The following is a 25125-nucleotide window of genomic DNA, read 5'->3' as shown; positions in this document are numbered from 1 at the left end:
AACAATCGCGTACAGTATACTGAATAAGAACATGTGCTCAGGAGGTCGATATTCGATGGCTCAGAAACCTGATACCGCTCGTAATGCTTCAGCAATGGAGCGTGTGGGTAAGCGTAAGTTAGGATATAACGTTGCGCAGGTGAATGCTTTTCTAGAGCGCGCTCACACTTTGTACGAAAGTGATGAAGCTCGACTCACACAGAAAGATATTCAAGAGGTTTCTTTTGACTTGGAGCGTAATGGTTACGTTATTGGTCAAGTTGATGCTGCGTTGTCGCGTTTGGAACGTGCGGTAGTAGATAAGTGCACTGAGCAAGAATTGGCGCAATGTGGACGAGTTGCATGGAAAGCTCGCGTAGAAGCGCTTTATCGTAAACTTTTGCAACATGCTCAAAGAGATTATCGCGATCGTTTTGATAGTGGTTCTTCGCGTCGCCCGTCTTATGCGCGTAAACAAGTGGATATTATGGTCGATCAAGCGTTAGATAAGATTGCTCTTATGCTTGGTCATGAGCTTGAGTGGGAAACCGACAAAGAAACATTGCAAGATATTGATTCTGCTTATGTTTCTAATGTGATTTTTACGCAAAAAAACGGTAAGCACGGTTATGATGAGCGCCAAGTTGACTACTATTTAAACGCTTGTGTGCGTTTGCTTAGCAGCTTGGAATCTTTTGAGCGTGTAGAACAGTATGTTGATGCGGATAATAGTAGTTCTTCATACTCTCGAGAAGAATCTGAATCTTATTCTGCTCCTGCTTCTGTTCCTCCTTCCATTCCACCTTCTGTTATTCCTGTAACTAAAGCTGAAGAGCCTGCTAAATCTTCAGAATCTACGGAATCTTATAACCATTATGAAGAGCCTGTTCCATCATTTGCTCCTTCAATAAAGCCTGCATCTGATTTCAGTGCTGCTTCTGCTGCAGCTGCTGCTTCTTCAGCTTCTTCAATATTCAAACCTGTTGAGGATGCTGTGGAAGATGAAGACACTGCAGATAGATTGCCTAAGATTGCACCTCGCTCAGTACCTAGCGTGCCAAATCATGATAAACAAAGCATTTTTGCTCCTGTAGATTATGCTAATCAAGATTCTAATGATTCGTTTGAAGCGTTAAATAAGTCTGAGCGCGCAATATTTACACCTCATGCTGCTGCAAGTAAGCCTTCTAATGTTCTTAACGATGCTGATAGCAATGACGAGCTTTTGCAAAGTGCTACAGTAATGCGAAACTCTTCTGAATCTTCTGTGCTACCTCCTTCTTTCACTCCTGCAGCTCGTAATCGCAATAATTCACCTGCACCTATGCCTGCACCGGCTCCTGCTCCTTCTGAGTCAATTCCATCATTTGCTCCCCAAGATTCTGCACAGCATTCGTCGCAGCATTCCTCGCTTAATATTCCGGAGTTGCATGTTTCTAATTTGCAGCCGAGTAAGCCATTGAGTTTAGATATTCCAGATTTGTCATTCCCAATTATTGGCCATATTGATGAATCTACTAATTTCGGTAGCTCTTCTCAAAGCGACGACGATTCGGAAAATAACGATCGTAATTAATCTAACTATTAAAAAGATATAGTTTGATTTATGCCATTGTATCGCGATGAAGCTGTTGTGCTTCGTACTTTTCCTTTAGGTGAAGCGGATAGGATTGTTGTGCTTCTTACTAAGCGGCATGGCAAAGTTCGTGCTGTTGCAAAGGGAGTTCGTAGGCTTAAATCGCGTTTTGGCGGTCGTCTTGAGCCGCTTATGCGTGTCGATTTGCTTCTTGCGCAAGGTAAATCTTTGGATGTAGTCTCACAGGCAGTTTCTATTGCTGCTTATGCTGGCGAAATTTGTGCAGATTATACGTCCTATGAGTATGCAAACGTCATGCTTGAAGTTGTGGATTTGCTTGTTTCTAACGAATATACAGATGAATACAGGCGTGAATATCAAGATACGCTAGGGCAGTATCGTCTACTTACTGCGGCTTTACTTTCATTGTCTAAGCATAAGCATTCTCCTGATGCTATTGGCATGTCGTATATATTGCGAGCATTGTCATTAGCTGGGTGGTCTCCGCGACTACAAGCTTGTGTTGTATGTGGCAAAAACGAAGATTTATGCTATTTTTCGCCTTGCGCAGGTGGAATGATGTGTGCAAGCGATCACACTCCAGATTCAATAGTTTGTGCTAATTCGACGCGTTTGCAATTATGCGCTCTTGCGCAAGGAAACTGGTCTGTTCTTGACGGAGTGTCGGTTGATTCTTCTACTATGCGCTGCGTTCAGCAATGGGCTGAATATTATCTTGAGCGACCTATTCGTTCGATGGGGTTGTTACATTCGTAAGTATGGCTTTTGAAAACGTGGATTATAAGTCGCTTGATATTCCAGCGGCTCCTTTTAGTGACCCTTCTCGCATACCAGATTTTCCTAAGGGCAAAGTGCCTCGTCATGTCGGTGTGATTATGGACGGAAACGGACGCTGGGCAAAAGAGCGCGGAATGATTCGAACCGAAGGTCACAAAGCTGCAGAACCGGTAGTTTTTGACGTTATTGCAGGAGCTATAGAAGCAGGAGTTCGCTACTTAAGCTTATACACTTTTTCTACCGAAAATTGGAAGCGCTCTCCGCAAGAAGTGCGCTTTTTAATGGGATTTTCTAGGGAAATTATCCATAGGCGAGTTGCGCAAATGAACGAGTGGGGAGTGCGCGTTCGTTGGTCAGGAAGGCGCCCTCGTTTGTGGAAGTCTGTTATTGACGAGTTGGAAAAAGCGCAAGAAATCACCAAAAATAATAAAACTATTGACGTTGTTTTTTGCATAAATTACGGCGGTCGTGCAGAAATTGCGGATGCTTGCGCGCAAATTGCGAAAGAAATTCGAGACGGCAAAATTAAGGGCGATCGCGTAAGTGAAAAAATGATTGCTGAGCACTTGTATAATCCGGATATTCCAGATTGCGATTTGGTGATTCGCACTTCCGGCGAGCAGCGCACCAGCAACTTTTTACCGTGGCAAGCATCCTACGCGGAACTTGATTTTGTGCCGGAACTATTCCCGGATTACGGCCGCGAAGCGCTGTGGAGATCGATTGACCGTTATGCGCATCGTGACCGTAGATTTGGTGGCGTAAAAAACGCCTAATCTTCGTTGTTTTTGCGTTCGTCGAGAATCTTGTCTACAAGATCGACTTTTGCGTCAAGTTGATTGCTAAAACCAGGGCGAATATCTAATTTTAGGATTACCCCAGTGCGGTATCCTTTGCTGACTAGTGCCATCGTAGCGTCTTTCACAACGCGCATAACGTCATCAAATTCGCCCTCAATATTCGTGAACATTGCGTTAGTTTCGTTTTTTAATCCAGAATCGCGAATTACTTGCACTGCATCCGCCACGTACTCGCTCAGCTCTTCTCCGACTCCGCTTGGAAAGATGCAGAGCGCCGCAACCGTGTTAGTTTTGTGAGCGTTTGCGTGGTCGTTTGTATTCTCGTTATTATTTTCACTCATAGTAACAATTCCTTTAAAATCTTAATCTTACGCAAATTTAGCAAAATGTAACGCAAAACAATGCGTCACCAAACTTATAATTTATATTACCTCTTGATTGTTCCGTTATTCAGTCATGTGGATATTCGTGTGGTAGAGATTTGAGATTTTTCGCACTTATTGGATGCTTGCACGTTTATGAAGTTTTGCAGTTGCGCTTTGCAGGAGCTGATTCCTGTTGATTAGCGAACACTAGCGTTATTGCTGCTGCACACACTACACCAGGCACACAAACCACGCACCACACCGCAGCTTAATTGCGCGACTTTAGTTGCACTTAGTAAACCACGCACTTTTCGTAACAAACTCAACGAGTCTATGAGTTTTGTGTTGTGACTAATGTTGTAGAGACTCAAAAGTTTTCGGGCAGAGCAATAAAAGAGGACTGAGGAAGCAACATTCTTTAAGAACAAAGCAGACAGTAAAACCTTTAACAGCTAAAGCGACGAAGGACGGGACTTGCGATGCTGAAAACTTTCGAGGCTCATCAGACCGACTATAGAAAACATTAATCAAAACTCATAGACGATACTAAAGAATCTCGAAAAGAAAATCGCAAATAAAGAAATCTCACAAAACTCGCGCCACATTAAACGAATTGCAATATTTGATAATTCTACAAGCGTCACAGGGTTTTTCTATAATAGCAACGTTTTCACCCGAATTTTCTAGTTTTACGAAAAGGTGTATTGTGGCTGTTTCAAAGCTTGATGAAGTCGTGTCCTTGGCTAAGCGTCGAGGATTTGTGTTCCCAGCCGGCGAAATTTACGGTGGCACGCGTTCTGCGTGGGATTACGGCCCGCTTGGCGTTGCGTTAAAAGATAATATCAAGCGCGAATGGTGGCGCTACATGGTTACCACGCGTGGAGATGTTGTTGGTGTGGATACTTCCGTTATTCTGCCTTCACAGGTGTGGGTTGCTTCCGGTCATGTTTCCGTGTTTAACGATCCTTTGATTGAGTGCTTGAATTGCCATAAGCGTCATCGTGCAGATAAGTTGGAAGAGTCTTATGCTGAAAAGCATGGCGACAAAATGCCAGAAAATGGCTTAAAAGACATTGCTTGCCCAGATTGCGGTACTCGCGGAAACTGGACTGAGCCACGTGACTTCAACATGATGCTTCGCACTCATTTGGGACCGGTTGAAGACGAAAATAGCTTGCATTATTTGCGTCCAGAAACAGCTCAGGGCATTTTCGTTGATTTTAAGAACGTCATGACTTCTACTCGTCAAAAACCACCTTTCGGTATTGCAAATATTGGTAAGTCTTTCCGTAACGAAATTACGCCTGGAAACTTCATCTTCCGTACTCGCGAGTTTGAGCAGATGGAAATGGAGTTCTTCGTAGAGCCTGGAACAGATGAAGCTTGGCACCAGTATTGGATTGACACTCGCGTGCGTTGGTATGTGGATTTGGGTGTTAAGCCAGAAAACTTGCGCATGTATGAGCATCCTAAGGAGAAGCTCAGCCACTATTCCAAGCGCACTGTCGATATTGAATACAAATTCGGCTTCCAAGGTTCGGATTGGGGAGAGCTTGAGGGTATTGCAAACCGTACTGACTACGATTTGTCTGCTCACGCTAAGCATTCCGGCGAGGATTTGAGCTACTTCAACCAGGCTACTGGCGAAAAGTATGTGCCTTACGTTATTGAGCCTGCGGCTGGTCTTACGCGCTCGCTTATGGCGTTCTTGGTTGATGCTTACGACGTTGACGAAGCTCCAAACACTAAGGGCGGAGTTGACAAGCGCACTGTTCTTCGACTTGATCCTCGTTTGGCTCCTGTTAAAGCTGCAGTTTTGCCTTTGAGTAAGAAGCCAGAATTGCAAGCTGTTGCTCAAGATTTGGCTGCAGATTTGCGTCAGCATGATTGGGTTATCGATTACGACGAAGCCGGTGCTATTGGCCGTCGCTACCGTCGCGAGGATGAAATTGGTACTCCTTTGTGCGTAACAGTCGACTTCGATACTTTAGACGACCATGCTGTTACAATTCGCGAGCGCGACACAATGCAACAAGAGCGCGTTTCTCTGGATAAGGTTGCAGATTACGTTGCTAGCCGCATTAACGAAAAGCGCGTTAAGTATCCGCAAGGTCCTGTTGAAATCGTTGGTACTCGTGCAGCTGACGGTGCTACGGATATTGCTAAAGAAGCAGGCAAAGACGAGTCTGAGCCTGTTAAAATCGCGACTGCTGGCGGATTGTACTAATACGCATTTAAGTAGTGCTTAAGAGTTAATAAACAAAATTATTATTAAAGTGAACGGAGTTAAAGCAATATGAATTTTTCTATAAAACCAGTGGATTTAGGGAAAGTTCATATTGCAACTCCTGTTGTTCTGTCTCCAATGGCAGGAATCACTAACTGGCCATTTCGCGTAATCTGCCGCGAATTTGGTCCGGACGGGCTTTATGTAGCAGAAATGATTACAGCGCGAGCTCTAGTTGCACGAAATCCAAAAGCTCTTAGACTTTGCCGTTTTGCTCCTAGCGAAAAAGTGCGATCTTTGCAACTTTATGGTGTAAATCCTTCTATTGTAGAGCAAGCAGCTCGAATTGTTGTCGACGAAAACATGGCTGACCACGTTGACTTAAACTTCGGCTGCCCAGTTCCAAAAGTGACGCGACGCGGCGGCGGTTCTGCTCTTCCTTGGAAAACTGATTTGTTGCAAGAAATTTTGCAACGCGTTGTTTCTATTTGTGAGCCAGCAGGAATCCCTGTTACAGCTAAATTCCGCGTTGGAATTGACGAGAATCATGAAACCTTTATTCAAGCTGGTCATGTTGCGCAAGAAGAAGGATGCGCTGCTGTAACTTTGCACGCTCGCACAACTGCAGAATATTACGGCGGTCATTCAGACTGGACGCGTATTGGCGAGCTTGTAGAGGCACTAGATATTCCAGTTTTTGGCAATGGTGATATTTGGGGTGCGGAAGATGCGCTCGCAATGTTTAAGGAAACTGGTTGCGCTGGCGTTGCTATCGGTCGAGGATGCCAGGGTCGCCCGTGGTTGTTTGCTGATATTCGCAATGCTTGCGAAGGTAGCGAGAATCGTGTGAATCCTACTTTGGCAGAAGTTGGTTCTGTTATTTTGCGTCACTTGAATCTTTTAGTTGAGTTTTATGATGGTGACGAGCGTATGGCTGTTCACGACCTGCGTAAGCATATTGCTTGGTATTTAAAGGGCTTTCCTGTTGGCGGTGGCACTCGTAAAGCGTTTATGGAGTGCGAGTCGATTGAGGATGTTCAACGTAATCTCGATATGCTTGACGGTTCTCTTCGTTTGCCAGAAAAAGTGTTAGACACGCCGCGTGGGCGAGTTAGATTTGCTAAAAAAGTTCATTTGCCGTATGGATGGTTAGATTCTCGTACAACTAGTCACGAAGAGCGAGAGGCATTATTTGGTGACGATCCAATGGATGCAAGTTACTAGTGTTTTCTAGGGCTTTCGTCATTTTTTCGCACTGATTATTTCGAGAATATTCTATTAAAATCACCTTGTGCTCATATTTGCATATAGCACGGTGTATTATCAAAGCAGTGACATTTTTTCAGTTTATTGTGAAAACGTCGTCAGTATCGAGCGTTTTGCGCTAAAATATTGTGTAAACGTGCGTGAGTGACAGGAGATAACGGTGAGCGAGATTGCCCAGACTGACAATTTCAACGACAAAACCATCATCAAGGTAGTCGGCGTCGGTGGTGCCGGCGGTAACGCCGTCAATCGGATGATCAGCGAGGGCCTACAGAATGTAGAGTTTGTGGCCATTAATACTGACGCTAAAGATTTACTGCGTTCTGATGCTGATGTAAAGATTTCATTATCTGATGCTTCGAGCCGAGGCTTGGGTGCTGGTGCTGACCCTGAAAAGGGTGCTAAGGCTGCGCAGGATCATCAATCAGACATTGAAGAGGCACTCAAGGGTGCTGACATGGTGTTTGTTACCTGCGGCGAAGGCGGCGGCACGGGTACTGGTGCAAGCCCTATTGTGGCTCGTGCAGCTCATCAGCAAGGTGCTTTGACTATTGCTGTTGTGACACGTCCATTCGGTTTTGAAGGACCGCAACGTGCTGCATCTGCAAAACTTGGTATCGAGAATCTTCGCAAAGAAGTTGACGCGTTGATTGTTATTCCAAACGATCGTCTTTTGGAAATTTCTGATCGTACTATTGGAATTATTGAAGCATTTAAGACTGCAGATACTGCATTGCTCGCAGGTGTGCAAGGCATTACTGATTTAATTACCATGAATTCTTACATTCATGTTGATTTCTCTGATGTTACAGCTGTTCTTCGCGGAGCAGGTACCGCATTGTTCGGTATTGGTGCTGCAAAGGGCGAGGATCGTGCAACTCAGGCAGCTGAAATTGCTATTAGCTCCCCATTGCTGGAAGAAAGCATTGAGGGTGCTCATGGTGCTTTGATTAATATCGCAGGTCCAAGTGATTTGAAGCTTCAGGAAGCTTCTGCTGCAACTGAACTTGTTCGTAAAGCTATTCATCCAGAAGCTCAAATTATTTGGGGTCTTTCTTTGGATGATTCTTACGGCGATGAGGTTCGAGTTACGGTTATTGCTGCTGGATTTGATTCCCATCCTAAGGCGGAGGAGTCCTCAGCTAAAGCTGGTCAGTTTGTTGATATGCAAGCAGATGTTAAGCCTGTAGCTCCTGCACAGTCTACGTCATCTTTCAAAGAGGAAGCTCAAGCTGCTCCACAAGTAGAACAACCTGCTTCCATGCCTTCTATGTTTGAGCCTGCAATGAATCAGCAATATTCTCCTTCTGCAGCTCCTGTACAGCAGCCTGCTGAACCTGACGAACTAGATATTCCTGATTTTCTGCGTTAAGCGTAACGAGAGGAGGGTTGCTTCATGGCTGGCTTTATGAAGAACGTGATGTCATACGTTGGTATGGCAGATGTGCCTGAAGACGATGATTATGCTGAATCTGATGTTCAAGAAACGTCATTCGATAATGATCGCTCGGTAACTCCTGCTGTGTCGCAACGTGGCAATGATTTGCGTGGTGGTTCTGCTCGTGCGAATGCTAGTCGTATGAGTCGTATTACTACAATTCATCCTAAGTCTTACGATGATGCGCAAATGGTTGGTCGTGCTTTGCGAGACGGTGTTCCAGTGGTTTTGAACCTTACTGGTGTAACTGAATCAGTTGCGTATCGTATTGTTGATTTTTCTGCTGGAGTTGTGTTTGGCGTTCGTGGATCTATTGAGCGCGTAACTCCTAGAGTATTTTTGCTAAGCCCAGCACAAGTGAATATCAAAGTAGAGGACGCTCCGAACGGCAATACTGCGCGTGACTTGTTCTCCTAAAAATTGTATTTGCTAAAGAATTAATTAAGCAGCGTTTGTTTAACAACTTTCGCTGCTTTTTATACTTTTTGGTAGCATAAAAGCGATACGTACGAGCATGACTATAGTCATGCGAATTTAAACTAAAGGCGTGTAGCCCAAATAACGAAAGTAATCTCATGAGCACTGAAAATGAAAACGAAAACACTATGCAAGCCAAGCAACGCACTGTATTGTCGTTTGTGCGTCGTTCTGGGCGCTTAGATGCGCGTTTACAGCACGCTCAGGAGCGTTATGCAAGTCAGTACTTACTAGACGTTACTGAAGCGCCTGGCTCATTTAGATTGCGCGAAAATTTGCGAATTACCTCTGATTGGATTAAAGATAAGTGGGGCAATAATAATCCGCTTATTGTTGAAATTGGTTCCGGACAAGGCGAAAACATTGTTGCTGCAGCAGAACGTTTGCCGGAAACTAACTTTTTGGCGCTTGAAGTTTATGATCCAGGTGTTGCTCACACAATGCTTCTTGCTGGAAAGCAAGGTTTGACTAATCTTCGTATTGCGCAAATTAACGCTCCTGATTTCTTCGCTGCTTGCGACTGTGGAGTTTTAGAAGAAGTTTGGACTTTCTTCCCGGATCCATGGCCTAAAATGCGCCACCATAAGCGTCGTATTGTGCAGCCAGAGCTTGCCTCTACAATCCACCAGGCGTTGCGTAAAGAGGGCGTTTGGCGCATTGCTACAGATATTGAGGATTACGCTTTGCACGTGCACGAAGTTATGGATTCTCGCAATGATTTCGCGAACATTGGCGAATTAAAAGTAAGTCTTCCAATTGAACACGTTGGAAAAGGTACAGCTGACACCGCTGCAGCTCTTCCGCACGCAGATTTTAGTGAGTCTGAGCGCTTTGACGGTCGCGTTCTTACGAATTTTGAGCGCAAAGGCTTAGAAGCTGGTCGCACGATTCACGACTTCACTTACCTAGCTCAATAACACTCTGCCGTCGCTGTTCTCGTATCTTTGAATCAGTGCTCTGCAGACGTTGATTTCCTACTGTCCAAAGAACGCTAACATCCGTGCTGCTGCACGCGTCGCACCAGAAAATCTCAATCTACGCACCCCACCGCAGCTTATTTGCGTAATTTCTTTTATTTTGATTAGTTTGCTGTGAGCAATAGGAATTGCTTGGTCGAGCAATATAAAAGCGGAACGATAGTAATAATCTTGTTGATGAATACTATTTTTGAAAGAAAGTAACTAAAAAACTAAACTTAACTACGCAACCGCTAAGTCCAAATAAGGTATAAGAGCGTAGCGCTGCGAGACAAGTAATTCCCATTGCTCACATTTCGCTAAGAAAAAGAAACACACAGCAATTAAGCCGTACTTAACCTCAACACGCCGTAAGTTGCGCGACTCTTTTTTGAGTGTTAATATCATATGGTTTGGTTCGAAGCCCCCTTCGTCTAACGGTTAGGACACCAGACTTTCAATCTGACAACAAGAGTTCGACTCTCTTAGGGGGTACAAATTACAACGCCGCTGGTTTTTCAGCGGCGTTTTCGTTTTTTGTATTTCTGTTTTTTGTATTTCTGTTTTTGCTGCTTGCCTCTATTTTTCGTATTGTTGCGCAGCAATCAGTCTTTCATATTTTTTATAAATCGGTATAACTTCTGACAATGTATTAAATATCACAAAATGTATGTTGTGCTTTTTAGAGATGATACACTTTCTCATTGGTGCTTCTGCCCGGGCTGCGTAGGTCAGGAAGTATTCAATTAAGTAATTTACAATGCGCAGCAGCTTAAAAAAGGATTTCCTATGAGCGATATTTTCAATACAAATAATGATGGATTAGAATCGTCTAATTGTGTAACGGATCAAGTAGATAGTAATGCTGCTTCTAGTATTAATAGGGTTGTAAGCATGCGTTGGCGTGTTGCAGATATCGCATTAGGTGCTGCTCTTGCTGCTGTTTTTGGCGTTATTTTGTATGGCTATGGCTTGGTGTTTATTCCTTTGATTCGTACTTTGAATTCAGCTGTTCTTCCTGGTTTTGCAAGCATAACGCATGGTGTTTGGTATTTGTCTGGAACTCTTGCAGTTTTGCTTATTCGTAAGCCAGGTTCTGCAGTGTATGTAAACGTTGTTGCAGCATTTGTACAGGTGCTTCTTGGAACTCCGTTTAATATGCGGGATACGCTTATTTCCGCACTTTTGCAGGGTGTGTTTGCGGAGATTCCGTTCTTAATTTTCCGTTTGCGAAAGTTTAATTTGACTTTAAGCATTGCATCTGGATTGTTGGTAGCGTTTGAGTATGGAATTTTCTTAACATTTACTAAGTATCAAGCTAAGGCTTCAAGTTATATTACTATTCATATGATTAATGAGCTTATTAGTGGATTGTTGCTTTCTGGAGTGCTTGTGTGGTTTGTGTATTTGGCTTTGCGCAAAACTGGTGCTCTTGATAACTTTGCTTCCGGACGCTCTGACCGAGCTTGAAATCATCGGGATTTCAAGCTCCTTCAGAGCGTCGAGCTTGCTTAGGTTGAAAGCACGGTGTGCTTTCGACGCAAGCGAGGTCTGCCTTCGTCAGTAAAGACGAAGGCAGGGCAGGTTAGTATGGCTGTGCTTTAGAAACTAGGTTGTTCTTTATACGCAAGCCGAAACCGTCGAAAACACAAAACCATTTGATGAAATAAACGAAATGCAAGAGAAAACTGTCGAAAACACCAAATCAACCGATATTTTCGACATTTTCTATTGACTGCAAAAATATTTAACGCGTGTATCGATTCGCTAGCAGCGCAATTGTAAAGTTTCTGCCGGATTGAGGCGTGCAAACGGCTTTTCCTTTACACCGCTGTAAAGTTTTGGTCGCTTTTTGGAGTGCAAACGGCTTTTTCTTTACATCTCTGTACAGTTTCTGCCGTTTTTTCGCTCGTAGCCGGCTTTTCCTTTACACGCCTGTAAAGTTTCTGCCGGCATTGCTCACGTAAACGGCATAAACTGCGCGCGGCTGTAAAGTTTCTGTCTCCATTCCGTCATTTCGCGACTTTTACTTTACACCTCTGCACAGTTTCTGCCGGGATTGCGCGCGTAGGCGGCTTTTTCTTTACAAGCACGTAAAATTTCTGCCGTTTTTGTTACTGGTGCAGATTAGTGAATGCGTTAGTAACGACCTGCTTGAGCGCTGCGATTTAGCGTGCGAAAGCAACTCGGAGCGCCGAGCTTGCTTAGGTTGAAAGCACGGTGTGCTTTCAACGCAAGCAAGGTCTGCCTTCGTTAGCAAGGTCAAAAATTCGACTCACTGAATTGCCTACGTTTATGGGTATGTGCTAATCTAGTCGTTGCTAACTTTGTTAGCGTGGGGCTTTAGCTCAGTCGGTTAGAGCAGCGGACTCATAATCCGTCGGTCCAGGGTTCAAGCCCCTGAGGCCCCACAAGATATAATAATGCCACTTCATTATGGTTTATGAAGTGGCATTTTTGTATCTTATAATTTAAATTTTATTTTTTGTTTTATTTGTTATTTTCTACCATTGACAAGTAATCTGGTATTTGCTTTGGATACTTAGGCCATGCTCCTTCTTGAGTGCACACAAATGCTGCAGTATTAACAGCTGCGCGATGCGCCTCTTGCAAGCTTTCTCCCTTAAGAATATGCGCTGCAAATGTTCCTGAGAACGAGTCTCCAGCACCAACTGTGTCAAGAACCTCAACGTGTGGAGTTGGGATAGTAGAGCTTTCTCCGGTATTTGTAGTAATCGTGCTAAAAGTAGAGCCGCCTGTAAGAATCACATAATCTAGTCCGTAACGAGCTTGGAACCACTTGCAAGCTTCCTCGTCTGAAGTGTCGCGAATATTGAACATATCGCGCAATAAGAATAGTTCCGAATCGTTAAGCTTAAATACTGTTGCTTCTTGAAGTAATGTGTCAATAAGATCCTTAGAGTAGTGATCGCTTCTAATGTTAATATCGAAGAACTTCATTGCTCCAGGCTTAGTATGCTTTAACAATTGCAAAATTGTGTCGTGAGTTTCTTGAGAACGTAAGCTTAGAGTGCCGAAGCATACCGCATCTGCTCGTTCTACTAAATCAATGAGTTCTCGAGTGTAAAGAATATGATCCCATGCTATATTTCGCAGAATAGTGTACTCTGGTATTCCATTTTTTAGCGTTACTTCAACAGTGCTTGTTGGCCAAGCGTTGCGTTGAATAATTGAAGCGATGCCAGCTTTGTTCACTTTGTCAATCAGCTCATCGCCGAGTTGGTCTTGACCAACAGCGCTAATCATGCAACTTTGCGCCCCGTGACACTGTGCATGATATGCAAAATTTGCTGGTGCTCCTCCAACACGTTTTCCATGTGGGAGCAAATCCCATAAAAGTTCGCCGAGTGAAAGAACAATTGGCTTAGTCATAATATTCCTTTCGCGCGCGTCAGTGCAGCAAGTTTGTAGAGCTATACTTTTACTAAATATCTTCTCGCTTCTTCAAAAGCATTTTGATGCAAATTTTGCTTGTAAAAATGCTACATAAACAATTATGGTGCGCCCTTTCGATAAGTAACATGCGCAATGCGTGTTACGTTTCTATAGAGCGCACCATAAGTGCAATATTGTGTACGTTTAACTTAGCTTATGCTGGCGTACTATATTTATTATTATTCTTTTTTATTATATTTTTCTATTATTTTGATTTATTGCTTAATGCTGAAAAATATCACTTTTGTGAGCTTGTTCAGCCATCCATGCTTCTACGTCATCGATTTGCTTTGGAATGTCAATAGAAAGCCATTCTGGACCGTTTTCAGTCATTAGCACATCGTCTTCAATACGAATTCCAATTCCGCGCATTTCTTCAGGAAGCATCAAATCGTTAGATGCAAAGTATAATCCTGGCTCAATAGTGAATATCATTCCTGGAGTAATTTTTGCGCCCTGATAAGACTCGTAGCGTGCTTGCGCACAATCGTGTACGTCCAAACCAAGATGATGAGCAATACCGCAAGCGTGCCAACGACGATGCTGTTGACCTTCTGGCGAAAGTGATTCTTCAACGCTAACTTTCAAAATTCCCCATTCGTGCAAGTGTTCAGCTAGAACGCGCATGCAAGCATGGTGAATATCGGAGTAGGTTGCACCTGGCTTAGCTGCTTCAAAACCGGCTTGCTGAGCGTCAAGAACACACTGGTAAAGCTTCTTTTGTAAGTCAGTGAATTTGCCATTAGTTGGGAAAGTGCGTGTAATGTCAGCAGTGTAGAGGCTGTTAACTTCAACGCCGGCATCAATAAGTAGCAATTCTCCGCTGGAAACAACGCCAGTGTTGCGCATCCAGTGCAAAATTGGCGCGTGCTTGCCGGAAGCAACAATCGTGTCGTAGCCAACTTCGTTGCCTTCTTCGCGAGCAACAGAATTAAAAGCACCCTCAATCATGCGCTCGGAATGCTCATGACCTAAAGCATTAGGCAAACGCGTAAGCATGCGGTCAAAACCAAGTTTTGTGGCTGCAATAGCTTTGCGCATTTCGCGAATTTCATAGTCGTCCTTAAGCATTCGTGCTTCTGCAGCGAATTCGTGCAATTTGTCGTCTGCGCAAGTGTTTGCATCTTCATCAGTAAATCCACTTGCCTCGCGCATTGTTTCAACTTTTGCAGTAAGCTCAGGATCGGTTTCTCGAACAATTCGCACGCGAATGCCTTCGCCATTAGCGTCGTCGCTTACGTTCTTTGCAATAGCGTCATCAAGTTCTGCAATATCGCGCGTTTCAATGCCGGTCATTGCTTTAAGTTCTTTTAAGCCTGCACGAGGACCAACCCAATATTCTCCATAGTGAGGATCCTTGTAAAATGCTGAAGTGCTGTTATCTGCGCGTGGGGCTACAAAAAGTTCAGGCACATGCGTTTTTCCAGCCTTAGCTTCTTCGCTGTCTTTTTCAACCGGTTCCATAACAAGCACAGCACCAGCCTCATAGTCTTGACCTAAGCCAGTGTAGTAAGCAAAAGTAGTGTCTGGGCGGAAAGCATAATCGCAATCGTTATTACGCACCTTTGGCTGTCCTGCAGGAATAATTAAACGTTCGCCTGGGAAACGCTTAGAAAGAGCCTCTAAACGAGCTGGAATGTACTTGCTAGATTCAAGAGCCTTAACTTCTGGCTCCTGGTTATCCCAGCTATTCGTCATAAAATCTTTAAAAGAATCACTGTTTGGACGAAGTGAGCGGTTATTTACGCGATCTTCTGCCTTTTGCGTGCCGTCAGCTTTTAGCTCTTCGCCGTGCTCAGTTGGCGTATATTCTGCCATTATGAGACTCCTTAATTTTTGCTTGTTAATTTTTGCTTGCGCAAATTATACAAATAGTAAATAAACAGTCAATAAACTAACATAGTCTTATTTAGTGTTTTATGCGAGTTTTTTAGTGCAAAATAGCAAGATTTTATACGCAATTTACAAAACAATTGTATGCGAGTATTAGTACTAGCTTTCTTATTAAAAATTATAGTTTATATTACAATTAGTTTGCTGTGGCGCGAGTTTTGGGGACTGTTTTTTTGGCTGGCGGGTTTCTTATGTGGCTGTGAGGGTGGGTGTTACTTGTCTCGCAGCGCTCCGCTCTTATACCTTATTTGGACTTAGCGGTTGCGTAGTTAAGTTTAGTTTTTTACTTACTTTTTCTGCAGAAATAGTATTCGTCAACAAGATTATTACTATCGTTCCGCTTTTATATTGCTCGACCAAGCAACACCCACCCCTCACTCATAAATTCACCCACCATTGTTTTTTGGTGTGGTAGGAGTGTTTGGCGTGGTGTGTGCAGCAGCAATGACGCTAGTGTTCTCTAAGCAATAAATACTCAATGTCTGCAGAGCACAACTGCAAAACTTCATGAACGTGCAATCATCAAATCAGTGCGAAAAATCTCAAATCTCTACCACACGAATATCCACACGACTGAATGACGAAGCAATTAATTTGCAGAATAACCTATTATTTTTTTGTAAGTGTTGTTGGTATCAACTAATCTAGATAGTTGGAAAATGAGTAAGCGAGCGTAAAAATTAGGGGGAGTAGTTATGTCTATTGAAAATCCAAATCGCAATAATGAGCGAATTGTTGATATTGAACGCAATATTATGAGCCGAGCTCCAGAGCATAATAAAACCAATCTCGACTTGGATCGCATGCGTCTTATTCTCGATATTTTAGGTCATCCAGAGCAGTCTATGCGTGTTATTCACATAACTGGCACGAACGGCAAAGGTTCTACTGCTCGAATGGCTGAGTCGATTTGTCGAGCATACGGTTTGCGAACCGGATTATATACCTCTCCACATTTGGAGCGCGTAAACGAGCGCATTATGATTGACGGACAGGAAATTAGTGACGATCAGTTCGTCGATGTGTGGGATCAAATGAAAGACATTATCGACATGGTTGACGCTCGCATGGAGGCTGACGGTAAGCCAAAAATGAGCTTTTTTGAAGTGCTTACAGCCATGGCAATTTGGGCTTTTGCGGATGCTCCTGTTGATGTTGCTGTTATGGAAGTTGGCATGGGTGGTGAATGGGATGCCACCAATGTTATGAATGCTGATGCTGCAATTATTGGGCCGGTTGATATGGATCACATGCAATGGCTTGGAAACACTGTTGAAGAGATTGCTCGCACGAAGGCTGGTATTATTAAGCCAAATTGCACTGTTATTTTGGGTCCTCAGCCGCATGAAGCTAAGGTTTTGCCAATTATTAAGGAAGTTGCGGAGCGCAATCATGCTACATTATTGCGCGATTCTTCTTATGGCGATGGCGAACTTGAAGTTGTGTCTCGTACTCCTGCAGTTGGTGGACAGGTTGTTACTTTGCGTACGCCTCTTGGCACTTATGAGGATGTTCCAATTGACAAGTTTGGCAAACATCAGGCTCATAATGCTTTGGCAGCTCTTGCCGCTGCAGAGGTTGTGCTGCCTGTAAATGGTGCTTTGGATGGCGATTTGGTTGCAGAGGCTTTAAGCCAGGTTAAGGTTCCTGGTCGTATTGAGCAGGTTCGTACTTCGCCGACAATCATCATTGACGGTGGACATAACGTGAATGCTGCTGAGTCTCTTCGCGAAACTATTGAAGAAAACTATCATTTTGAGCAGCTTATTGGCGTTGTGGCAATGATGGCAGATAAGCAAGTTGAAGAATACTTGGGTGTTCTTGAGCCTATTTTGACGAAGATTGTTGTTACGCGTAATTCTTGGCGCGACCGTGTAATGGATCCAGAAGAGCTCGAAAAGATTGCTGTAGGCGTATTTGGCGAGGATCGCGTAATTCGTGTTGACGAGTTGCCGGATGCTATTCAAACTGCTGTTGATTTAGTTGATGAAGACGATGAGCTTGGTGTGGGCTATGGTCACGGAGTGCTTATTTGCGGTAGTTTCGTCACTGCAGGAGACGCGCGCACAATGCTTGTTGAGCACGTGAATCCGGATCTAAAAAAGCCAAAGGATCAGCGCGTAGCAATCCACCCAAATATTGACGAGTCTTGAAAATTAAGCTATTTCTGCTACTTAATTCGCAAAGATTTAGCTTTTTCTACAGTATTTTTTACAAGTACTGCTTGAGCGTCAACTAACGGTATTTGCGGAAGAGGGAAAGCTTCATTAAGCACGCTTAATTCTGTGCAACCCAAAATAAGTGCGTCGCAACGGCACGCTCCTGCAGGGTCAAGCATGTCGCTTAAAACGGACTCGTAACGGCGTAAATTAAGATCGCCTGTGCCTTTTACATCATCATAAATAAGTGATGTAATGCGTTTTTGTAAATCGTCGTCGGGTGCTACGAATGTGTATCCTGCTTCTTCTATAGCGCGCTGATACACTCCAGCTTTACGCGACCCTGCAGTACCTAAGAATCCAATACGGTTACATTTAGACTTTGGGTAACGTTTAGAAACTTCAGCTACAGCACCACGCGGCATATGCATAATTGGCACGTCGGTAAGTGCTTGGAACTTATCGTAAAAGTAATGAGCAGTATTGCACGTGAGCACAATAAATGAAGCACCCATCGCAGTTGCTTTAGCTATGTCGTCTGCAAGAGTAGGGAATGGGCTTTCGGATGATTCGCCAACAATATATGCTGTTCTATCTGGCACAGAAGCATCATTGAACACCACATAATCTAAAAACTCTTGATCGTTATGCGCATGCGTTTCTTTGTTAAGTAAACGAATATAGCTTTCTGTTGCAAGTGTGCCCATGCCGCCAAGTACAGCAAAAAACGGACGTTTCATTGTCTCATATTCCCTTCAAAGTTACGTAATAATTTTCACGCTTTGTTGCGGAAAAATTCTGCGTAACGTCTTGTGTAGATTGAAAACATATGACGAATCATCAACCAGCGTAGCAGATTCATATCTTTTTTATATTCTAGCGTAGTGCCCCAATCGCCGCGACGAATCATATTAAGACCGCGCTTCTTTTCATCGCCTTCTGCTACATAATTGCAAAATATCGATCGCGGAATCTCCATCCACAGCTTTTCTCCATGGCCGAACACAGTATTTCCATCAAAAGGCTTATGGTCAATTAAATCTTCAACAAAATATTTAGCAATATTAAATCCGTTTAAAGTGACGAAATAGCTTGAACGTCCTTGACGTAAATTGATTTCAAAAAGCTTATACTTTCCGTCTCTCTCATCGTATTTCATATCAAAATTAGCTACGCCAACATAACGTATATCTTCCAAAAATGCTTTAATATTTTGGAAAACTTCCTCATTGTAGTCTGGAATAATAGCTGCATAATTTCCGATTGCTTCTGGAGTTGGATCCTCCAGCAGAGGGTGTCCTAGAAACATCATGCGCACATGATGGTCGCTATCAACGTAAGCATTTAGCACACGCATGCGGCTGTCGTCTCCAGGAATAAAGTCTTGCAAAATCATTTCGTCATCGTAGCCAGCTTTGTACGAGCGTTGAATAAGAGTATCAAGTTCTTGCGGAGTATTGATAATAAAAGCTTTTTTGCGTCCCTCAAAATCAATATCAAGCCATTTAGTGCTATTCGCTGGTTTCATAGCAATAGGGAAGCTGAATGGCAAATCTTCATAAGCGTGCGCTGCTACTTCTTGAGCGTTTACAACTTTAGTTTTTGGATGAGGAAGATTGTATTTTTCACAAGTTTTATAGAATGAGCTTTTAAGGCTAAGCTGGCGATTGAGCGAATTTTGCAATGTGTGGAAAGCAAAATATTCGTGCAATTCATCACCACATTGGCTTAGAAGGTTCGCATATACGTCGCCGCAAGGAATAAGCAGAAGCTTGGTATTAGGATGCTCTTGATGCCATGATTTAGCAAAATTAAGCATTGTATTGCGGAATGTAGGAAGTTCTCCAAAGCCTGGAACAATTCTCACATCGACAATTTTACTAAATTTCGTAGGTGAAAGTTGGAAGTGCGCAAAAGCAATTGAAGTAATGCCATATTCTTCATGGAATGCTCGAGCCATGCCATATGCGTTTATATCGCTACCGAGTAACACAGGTTGGAATCGTTGATTATTCATTTGTATCTTCTTCATTTGTTTTAATTTGTTATTTAGTTTGTCTTAGTTTGTTAGCTAGCTTGTTATTTAGTTTATGTAGTAATTGCGTTTATTTTATTCGTATATTTTCATACTTTCGCATAAGCGTATTACAGACCAAAAAGACGCTTTATTACGAATGAATCACCCTCATACGGCACATGCTTTCGTTTGTTTTTAATCCAACGTTCATCGCCCTTACCAATAGCAAGAAGAATGTTTAATCTTCCATTTTTTTGTTCGCTGTTTGCAGCATCGTTGTAAGCATATTCTATTGCTTCAGCTCTGTCGATAATAATGCGTGAAGAAACATTCGTGTTCGTAACATAACTTTGCATATCCTCGCAAATATGCATTACGTCTTCAGTATCAGTATCTTCAGTAGTGAAAATAAACTGTTCTATGCGGTTTTGCGCTGCTTCAACAATCTCTTTACGGCGGTCGACAGCTTTATCTCCTGTGGAACCAGTTATTAGCGTAATTCGAGGATTAAATTTGCCGTAGCGTTCTTCTACAAAGTCAAGAACTGATTTTGTAGAAATGTAGTTATGCGCATAGTCGACAACTGCAATCATGTTTGAGTGCGTGTCTTTGAAAACTTCCATGCGTCCAGAAATTTTCACGTTCTCAATAGCGTGTAGTGCGTGTAAATCAGTATCTTGATTAATTCCCAATTCTCCTGCAATAGCGATCGCAGCTAAAGCATTTTCGTAGTTAAAATCTCCTGCAATAGACAATGCGAATTCGTCAATAGGGCAGTAGTGCACGTCTTCTTCGTAGTCGCTATCTTCGTAGTCGCTATCTTCGTAGTCGTCGTCTTCGCTTGAGTCTCGCATAGCGATGCAATGTGATTCACTATTTTCTACTGGCATTGCAATGTAGTCAGGAGTAAGTAATTCCGTGTAATCTTCATCGTTAGCAGGAGCGCAATAATTTATGCGATCGTCGTCAAGATCATCGAAATTGTTATTTTCGCAAGCATCGCCTTCTATTTCATCTTTTTTAATGCGCGCAAAAGTTGTTACGAGCACATTGTTGCGTTCTGCATCTTGTAAAAGAAGATCTGCATGATCTGTATCAGAATTTAGTACTAAACGCTTAGTATTTGCAATAATTTGTCGTTTGCAATACAAGTAATCTTCAAAAGTTGGGTGCTCAATAGGACTAATGTGGTCTGGGCTAATGTTTAAGAATGCTGCAACATCGAATTTAAGACCGTATACGCGATTCACCTTATAAGCTTGCGAAGAAACTTCCATAACAAGATACTTCATGCCGTTATCTACAGCTTCGCGCATCATTTTGAAAGCATCAAAACTTTCAGGAGTAGTTAAATTAGATTCAACGTAATTTTTTCCGTCTACGCAATTATCTACTGAAGAAAACAGTGCTGTTTTACCGTGCGAATGGGAGTTTAGAATAGCGTGAGTAAAGTAGGCTGTAGTTGTTTTGCCTTTAGTTCCAGTAATTCCAACAATAGTGAGTTTTTCTTGTGGATTTCCAAAGAATGCTGCTGCAAGCACGCTCATTGCTTTTTTAGCATCCGTAACAATTAAACCAACAGCTTTTGTGTATTGCGCGTAGCTTTGTTCAGCAACATATGCAGCAAGTCCTTTGTTGTCTGCATCTAAAAGATATTCCGACTTAAAATTGCCTTTAATAAACAGAAGTGTTCCAGGTTTAATATCGCGAGTATCGTAAGTTGCGTTAGTAAAACACTCATCTGCATCAATATTTGGGAAATAATACGGATTTAAAGACCATATTTCATTACGAGAGTGAGTAGAGTCTACAGTTTTTTCTTTAGTATTAGCACTATTAGTATCTTCTGCTTTACAATATTGAATCATTTCGCGCAACAAACCATAGTGCTGCAAAATTTCACTTGCGCTTGCTAATGACAACGTGTTATGCATGATCATAATTTACTTCTTTTCACCAAATGTTTTATAGCCATGTTCCAGTAATAGGCTCACGTCCGTGAGATTGCAGCCATTGATTGAAGCTATCTCGCCAATTAATATAAGCTTCGCGCTGCCAATCCATCATAGTGTTCAGCCTCATGCAACTTACTGACTCATATAGTTTGCTCATTGGAGCAATCAAATCAAGAGCTGCAACTGTGTCTGCTGTAGCATCGTGGAAATCTCCGATTGGTTCAACTCCGTAAAATTGAGATGTAATAGTGAGAGTACGCTTGCCGGATCTTCTAGAAACAGCTCTATCGATAACAAGAGGATCAACAGTAAGAATGTCATTAGCGTTTAGTGCATGTATTGAACAAGTTGGGCGTTCTTCTAGCGCAGTAAGATGCCAACGCTTCAAGTCGTGACGTAACATTGAAATATCAAATGGAGCGTTATAAGCAAGTAGTGGAATATTCTTAGCTTGAGCCATGCTTACTGCGCGTGCAAGGAATTCAAGTTCTTCTTCAGGCTCTCCGCCGTGTTCTTTGAGGTATTCGTCTGTGAAACCATTTACTTCGCTTGCTTTAGGATTCATAGGCTGATGAGGGTTAATTAACCAAGTTGATACCACATCTCCAGCGTGAGCTAGTTCAGGATTGCGTAATACTAGAGTTGCAGAAACAATGGCATCTTTACCAATATTTGCACCTGTAGTTTCAGTGTCGAAACCAAGTAACCATGATTCAGCAAGTAATGTATTCTCATCTTGCTTAGGTGCTAAATCTAAAGCATTTAACAATTCTTGAATATGAGTTGGCATAGTCACAATACTACCGCAATGTCACGCAATGTCACACTATGCCGCGCTGCGTTATTGTGCTGCGATGTGTTATCATCTCGCGTTGCGTTACACTATGCAACACGATAAATCAGTAGCTATATGTGCAAAGTAAAAGTATTATTGACTATATGAGTGAGCAAATCGAGAAGACAAATGTTATGTGCTCTAAAAGCGTAAGAGCTAAAAAACAAAGTGCAAAAAATTGTAATGCTCGCTTATTTAGTGATCGTTTAGTAAATACTAAGCAAAGTTCTGCAATAGAAAGTCGACGCAAAAGATTTGAACAACTTGTATCTACTTGCGTTGATCCTTTATACACTCAAGCTATGCGTCTTACGCAAAATGCGCAGGATGCGCAAGATTTAGTGCAAGATACTTTTGAGCGCGCTCTTAAATCTTTTGAAACTTTTCAGCCTGGCACAAATTTTGATGCCTGGATTAACAGGATTGAACGAAATTTGTATTTTAATCAGTACGCGAAAGCAAAACGAAGCCCTAAACGTGCTAACGATGAAACTGGTGACTACAATGATTGGGATATTTATGAAGCTTCTAATCATTGCGCAAAAGGAATGCTTTCTGCTGAACAAGAATATTTAGAAGGGTTTGCTCCACAAGAGATTATTGCAGCGCTTAGTAAGTTGCCGCCTGAGCGCAGAAAAGTTTTTATTGAAGCCGCTATTCGAGGTAAATCTTATAAACAAATTGCGCAAGAAGAAGGCGTAAAAATAGGAACCGTTATGAGCAGACTTAACCGCGCTCGCATGCAACTTAAACGTGAGCTTTCTGATTATTCTGATTATTCTGGTGAATAAAAGTATGCTAAAACGAAAAAGCCCACGATTTACGTGGGCTTTACAGTATGTATAAGCGAATTTATAGCTTAAGCATTTGGTCTTTTGCCATGATTCGCTGCTTTTTTACGACGCGCCTTGCGCTTGCGGCCACGCATACCCATAATGCACTCCTTAACGATTAATGAACAACCTTAGGGATTATCGCACGTTGCCAAGACGTTATATTTGCCAACGTACTAATCTCGTGCGAGTAATCACTTTTTGGTAGCAATATTTGCAGTGATAAAGCTTATGTTGCTTATGCTGCTATATCAGCTACAGTTGCGTTTAATAATGTTACGATATCTTGAGGATTAAGAACTACGTCCAATCCTCGTTTTCCTCCAGAAACAAGAATCTCATCAAATTGCATTACGCTACTATCTAGTACTGTTTCATGATGAGTTTTTTGTCCGAATGGTGAAATTCCGCCAACTACGTAGCCGCTTTCTCGTTGCGCAACTTCTGGGCTTGTCATACTTGCTTTCTTTGCGTGTACGGCTCCTGCAATTGCTTTCATATTGAGACGTCCGTTTACTGGAACAATTCCAACTACTCGCTTTTCACCAGTGTCAACCATAAGAGTTTTGCAAACTTGAGCTGCGCTTACGCCTAGCTTCTCAGCAGCCTCAATTCCGTAGCCGTCGTCCATGTGATCAGCGTCATGCTCGTATTGCGCTATGCGGAAGGTGATGCCTGCGTTTTCGAGTTGCGCAATAGCAGGAGTTGCTTTTCCGGTTTCTGCATGTTTTTTACTCATTTTGTTACCGTGCCTTATACTCAACTATCAAATTGTGTTACATGATATGCTATACCGACTGTTGACTTAATGTATATTAAACATATAAACCCCTTGTGAGCTTAGAAAGCAGCACAAGGGGTTTGATAGATTAAATATTCGCACAACCAGCTATTGCTGATCGATGCTTAGCGAAATCACTCGGAGATTTCAGCGAAGTAAAGAAGGGTGCGAATCATGTTGGAGGTGAAGCCGTACTCGTTGTCGTAGAAGGTAACGGTACGAGCCAAAGTTACACCGTCAACAGTGTTCACATCGGTCTGAGTTGGATCGAAAACGCCACCGTGGGTGTCGCCGATGATATCAGAAGACACGATGCTGTCTGCATTGTAACCGAAGTACTCGCAGTTTTCGAAAGCCTTCTTGAAAGCGTCGTTAATTTCTTCAGTGGTTGCTGGCTTCTCAAGAACAGTAGTCAACTCGGTAACAGAGCCGTCTGGAACCTGAATACGCTGTGCGTGACCCTGGAGCTTGCCGTTAACTTCTGGAACAACCTTGCCGATTGCCTTAGCAGCGCCGGTGGAGTGCTCAATGGTGTTGCAAGCTGCGGAACGGTTGTTGCGTGGCTTGGAGCCGCGTGGGCCGTCGAGAATCATCTGAGTGCCGGTGTAGGCGTGAATTGTGGTCATGAAGCCGGACTTGATTCCCCAGTTGTCTTGAAGCAACTTCACCATTGCAGCCATGGAGTTGGTGGTGCAAGAGCCAGCGGAAACAATGTTGTCAGAAGCCTTCAAGATTTCGTGGTTAACGCCGAACACAACTGTTGGAGTGGTTTCGTCCTTAGCAGGAGCAGAAATAAGAACCTTCTTAGCGCCTGCGTTCAAGTGAGCCTGGGACTTTTCTGCAGAAGTGTAGAAACCGGTGCATTCGAGAACGAATTCAACGCCGTCGTTCTTAACCCATGGAATGTTATTTGCATCTTTTTCGGCGTAAACCTTATAAGTCTTGCCATCTACAACGATTGCGTCTTCGGTGGAGGTTACCTCAACTGGGGTGCCGTCATCGTGGCGGAATGTGCCGTGGGTGCTGTCATACTTGAGCAAGTAGGCGAGCATCGAAGGGGTGGTCAGATCGTTGATGGCTGCGACTTCGATGTCACCTGCTTGACCGCCGCGAGCCTGAAGCTCAAAAATACGACGGAATGCGAGACGACCGATACGACCGAAACCATTAATACCAATCTTGACTGTCATGTGGTTCTCCCTTGAGTGAGACCTCGTGCGCAACGTTTAAGCCGCGCTATTTTCGCGATGAAAACTCACGCATTTAGGTCATCGTTATTTGAATTAACGGTGTTCATTTTAGTGTGCGGTATGT

The 25125-nt window shown here is 43.0% G+C and carries 21 protein-coding genes and 2 tRNA genes; 13 read left to right on the top strand and 10 right to left on the bottom strand.

The window, feature by feature from the left end:
- Positions 1–55: 55 nt before the first annotated feature.
- From AC1EKT_RS04270 to AC1EKT_RS04260, 3 genes are read left to right on the top strand one after another with little or no spacing between them, the layout of a single operon-like run.
- Complete coding sequence (locus AC1EKT_RS04270; protein WP_481616046.1) at positions 56–1555, top strand: DivIVA domain-containing protein; 1500 nt, start codon at positions 56–58, stop codon at positions 1553–1555.
- 30 nt (positions 1556–1585) lie between these two features.
- Entirely contained in the window at positions 1586–2332 is a 747-nt protein-coding gene (gene recO / locus AC1EKT_RS04265; RefSeq protein WP_415683407.1) for a DNA repair protein RecO, read from the top strand.
- A gap of 2 nt (positions 2333–2334) precedes the next feature.
- Positions 2335–3129, top strand: coding sequence for an isoprenyl transferase (locus AC1EKT_RS04260; protein WP_415683408.1), 795 nt, complete (start codon positions 2335–2337; stop codon positions 3127–3129).
- Here AC1EKT_RS04260 and AC1EKT_RS04255 read toward each other — a convergent pair.
- On the bottom strand, positions 3126–3494 hold the full coding sequence (locus AC1EKT_RS04255; protein ID WP_415683409.1) for an MTH1187 family thiamine-binding protein: 369 nt from the start codon (positions 3492–3494) through the stop codon (positions 3126–3128). The two genes, AC1EKT_RS04260 and AC1EKT_RS04255, sit on opposite strands and share 4 nt — an antisense overlap.
- 730 nt (positions 3495–4224) lie before the next feature.
- Here AC1EKT_RS04255 and AC1EKT_RS04250 point away from each other — a divergent pair.
- From AC1EKT_RS04250 to AC1EKT_RS04215, 8 genes are all read left to right on the top strand, one after another.
- Positions 4225–5745, top strand: coding sequence for a glycine--tRNA ligase (locus AC1EKT_RS04250; RefSeq protein ID WP_415686990.1), 1521 nt, complete (start codon positions 4225–4227; stop codon positions 5743–5745).
- 69 nt (positions 5746–5814) lie between these two features.
- Positions 5815–6969 carry a tRNA dihydrouridine synthase DusB gene (dusB, locus tag AC1EKT_RS04245; RefSeq protein WP_481616045.1) on the top strand — a complete coding sequence of 385 codons (1155 nt, stop codon included), beginning with the start codon at positions 5815–5817 and terminating at the stop codon, positions 6967–6969.
- 202 nt (positions 6970–7171) lie between these two features.
- A complete protein-coding gene (gene ftsZ / locus AC1EKT_RS04240) occupies positions 7172–8383 on the top strand; it encodes a cell division protein FtsZ (RefSeq protein ID WP_116431860.1) in 1212 nt (403 codons plus the stop codon).
- Positions 8384–8407: 24 nt separating this feature from the next.
- Positions 8408–8866, top strand: a complete 459-nt coding sequence (locus AC1EKT_RS04235) for a cell division protein SepF (RefSeq protein WP_415683412.1) — start codon at positions 8408–8410, stop codon at positions 8864–8866.
- 158 nt (positions 8867–9024) lie between these two features.
- Complete coding sequence (gene trmB, locus AC1EKT_RS04230) at positions 9025–9843, top strand: tRNA (guanosine(46)-N7)-methyltransferase TrmB (RefSeq protein ID WP_415683413.1); 819 nt, start codon at positions 9025–9027, stop codon at positions 9841–9843.
- A 462-nt stretch (positions 9844–10305) separates the two neighbouring features.
- Positions 10306–10377, top strand: a tRNA-Glu gene (locus AC1EKT_RS04225).
- Positions 10378–10671: 294 nt separating this feature from the next.
- Positions 10672–11352, top strand: coding sequence for an ECF transporter S component (locus tag AC1EKT_RS04220; RefSeq protein WP_415686989.1), 681 nt, complete (start codon positions 10672–10674; stop codon positions 11350–11352).
- Between the two features lie 867 nt (positions 11353–12219).
- Positions 12220–12293, top strand: a tRNA-Ile gene (locus AC1EKT_RS04215).
- A 79-nt stretch (positions 12294–12372) separates the two neighbouring features.
- Here AC1EKT_RS04215 and AC1EKT_RS04210 read toward each other — a convergent pair.
- Together AC1EKT_RS04210 and AC1EKT_RS04205 are read right to left on the bottom strand one after the other, a co-directional pair.
- Positions 12373–13275: a carbohydrate kinase family protein gene (locus AC1EKT_RS04210; RefSeq protein ID WP_415683415.1), complete on the bottom strand. Its 903-nt coding sequence runs from the start codon at positions 13273–13275 to the stop codon at positions 12373–12375.
- 285 nt (positions 13276–13560) lie between these two features.
- Complete coding sequence (locus AC1EKT_RS04205) at positions 13561–15156, bottom strand: aminopeptidase P family protein (protein ID WP_481616044.1); 1596 nt, start codon at positions 15154–15156, stop codon at positions 13561–13563.
- A 770-nt stretch (positions 15157–15926) separates the two neighbouring features.
- On the opposite strand from AC1EKT_RS04205, the gene AC1EKT_RS04200 reads away from it, so the two are divergent.
- On the top strand, positions 15927–17384 hold the full coding sequence (locus AC1EKT_RS04200; RefSeq protein WP_116442640.1) for a bifunctional folylpolyglutamate synthase/dihydrofolate synthase: 1458 nt from the start codon (positions 15927–15929) through the stop codon (positions 17382–17384).
- A gap of 17 nt (positions 17385–17401) precedes the next feature.
- Here the strand turns inward: AC1EKT_RS04200 and AC1EKT_RS04195 are convergent, their stop codons facing one another.
- The 4 genes from AC1EKT_RS04195 to AC1EKT_RS04180 all read right to left on the bottom strand — a co-directional run bounded on the left by AC1EKT_RS04195 (position 17402) and on the right by AC1EKT_RS04180 (position 22152).
- A complete protein-coding gene (locus AC1EKT_RS04195; protein WP_421784466.1) occupies positions 17402–18130 on the bottom strand; it encodes an aspartate/glutamate racemase family protein in 729 nt (242 codons plus the stop codon).
- Between the two features lie 35 nt (positions 18131–18165).
- Complete coding sequence (locus tag AC1EKT_RS04190) at positions 18166–19407, bottom strand: carboxylate--amine ligase (protein ID WP_481616043.1); 1242 nt, start codon at positions 19405–19407, stop codon at positions 18166–18168.
- Between the two features lie 128 nt (positions 19408–19535).
- Positions 19536–21347, bottom strand: a complete 1812-nt coding sequence (locus tag AC1EKT_RS04185) for a UDP-N-acetylmuramoyl-L-alanyl-D-glutamate--2,6-diaminopimelate ligase (protein ID WP_415686983.1) — start codon at positions 21345–21347, stop codon at positions 19536–19538.
- A gap of 25 nt (positions 21348–21372) precedes the next feature.
- Complete coding sequence (locus AC1EKT_RS04180; protein WP_415686982.1) at positions 21373–22152, bottom strand: exonuclease domain-containing protein; 780 nt, start codon at positions 22150–22152, stop codon at positions 21373–21375.
- Positions 22153–22301: 149 nt separating this feature from the next.
- Here AC1EKT_RS04180 and AC1EKT_RS04175 point away from each other — a divergent pair, with 149 nt between their 5' ends.
- A complete protein-coding gene (locus tag AC1EKT_RS04175; RefSeq protein ID WP_415686981.1) occupies positions 22302–22988 on the top strand; it encodes a sigma-70 family RNA polymerase sigma factor in 687 nt (228 codons plus the stop codon).
- 68 nt (positions 22989–23056) lie between these two features.
- On the opposite strand, the gene AC1EKT_RS04170 is transcribed toward AC1EKT_RS04175, so the two are convergent.
- From AC1EKT_RS04170 to gap, 3 genes are all read right to left on the bottom strand, one after another.
- Entirely contained in the window at positions 23057–23131 is a 75-nt protein-coding gene (locus tag AC1EKT_RS04170; protein WP_369803150.1) for a 50S ribosomal protein bL37, read from the bottom strand.
- A gap of 137 nt (positions 23132–23268) precedes the next feature.
- Positions 23269–23769: a Cys-tRNA(Pro) deacylase gene (ybaK, locus tag AC1EKT_RS04165; protein ID WP_004105119.1), complete on the bottom strand. Its 501-nt coding sequence runs from the start codon at positions 23767–23769 to the stop codon at positions 23269–23271.
- Positions 23770–23945: 176 nt separating this feature from the next.
- Positions 23946–25001: a type I glyceraldehyde-3-phosphate dehydrogenase gene (gene gap, locus AC1EKT_RS04160; RefSeq protein WP_004573912.1), complete on the bottom strand. Its 1056-nt coding sequence runs from the start codon at positions 24999–25001 to the stop codon at positions 23946–23948.
- Positions 25002–25125: the final 124 nt, after the last annotated feature.

This window comes from Bifidobacterium sp. C0047B3, assembly GCF_056590535.1.
The sequence above is the reverse complement of the archived record's forward strand: the minus strand, read 5'-3'. Positions and strand labels throughout refer to the sequence as shown.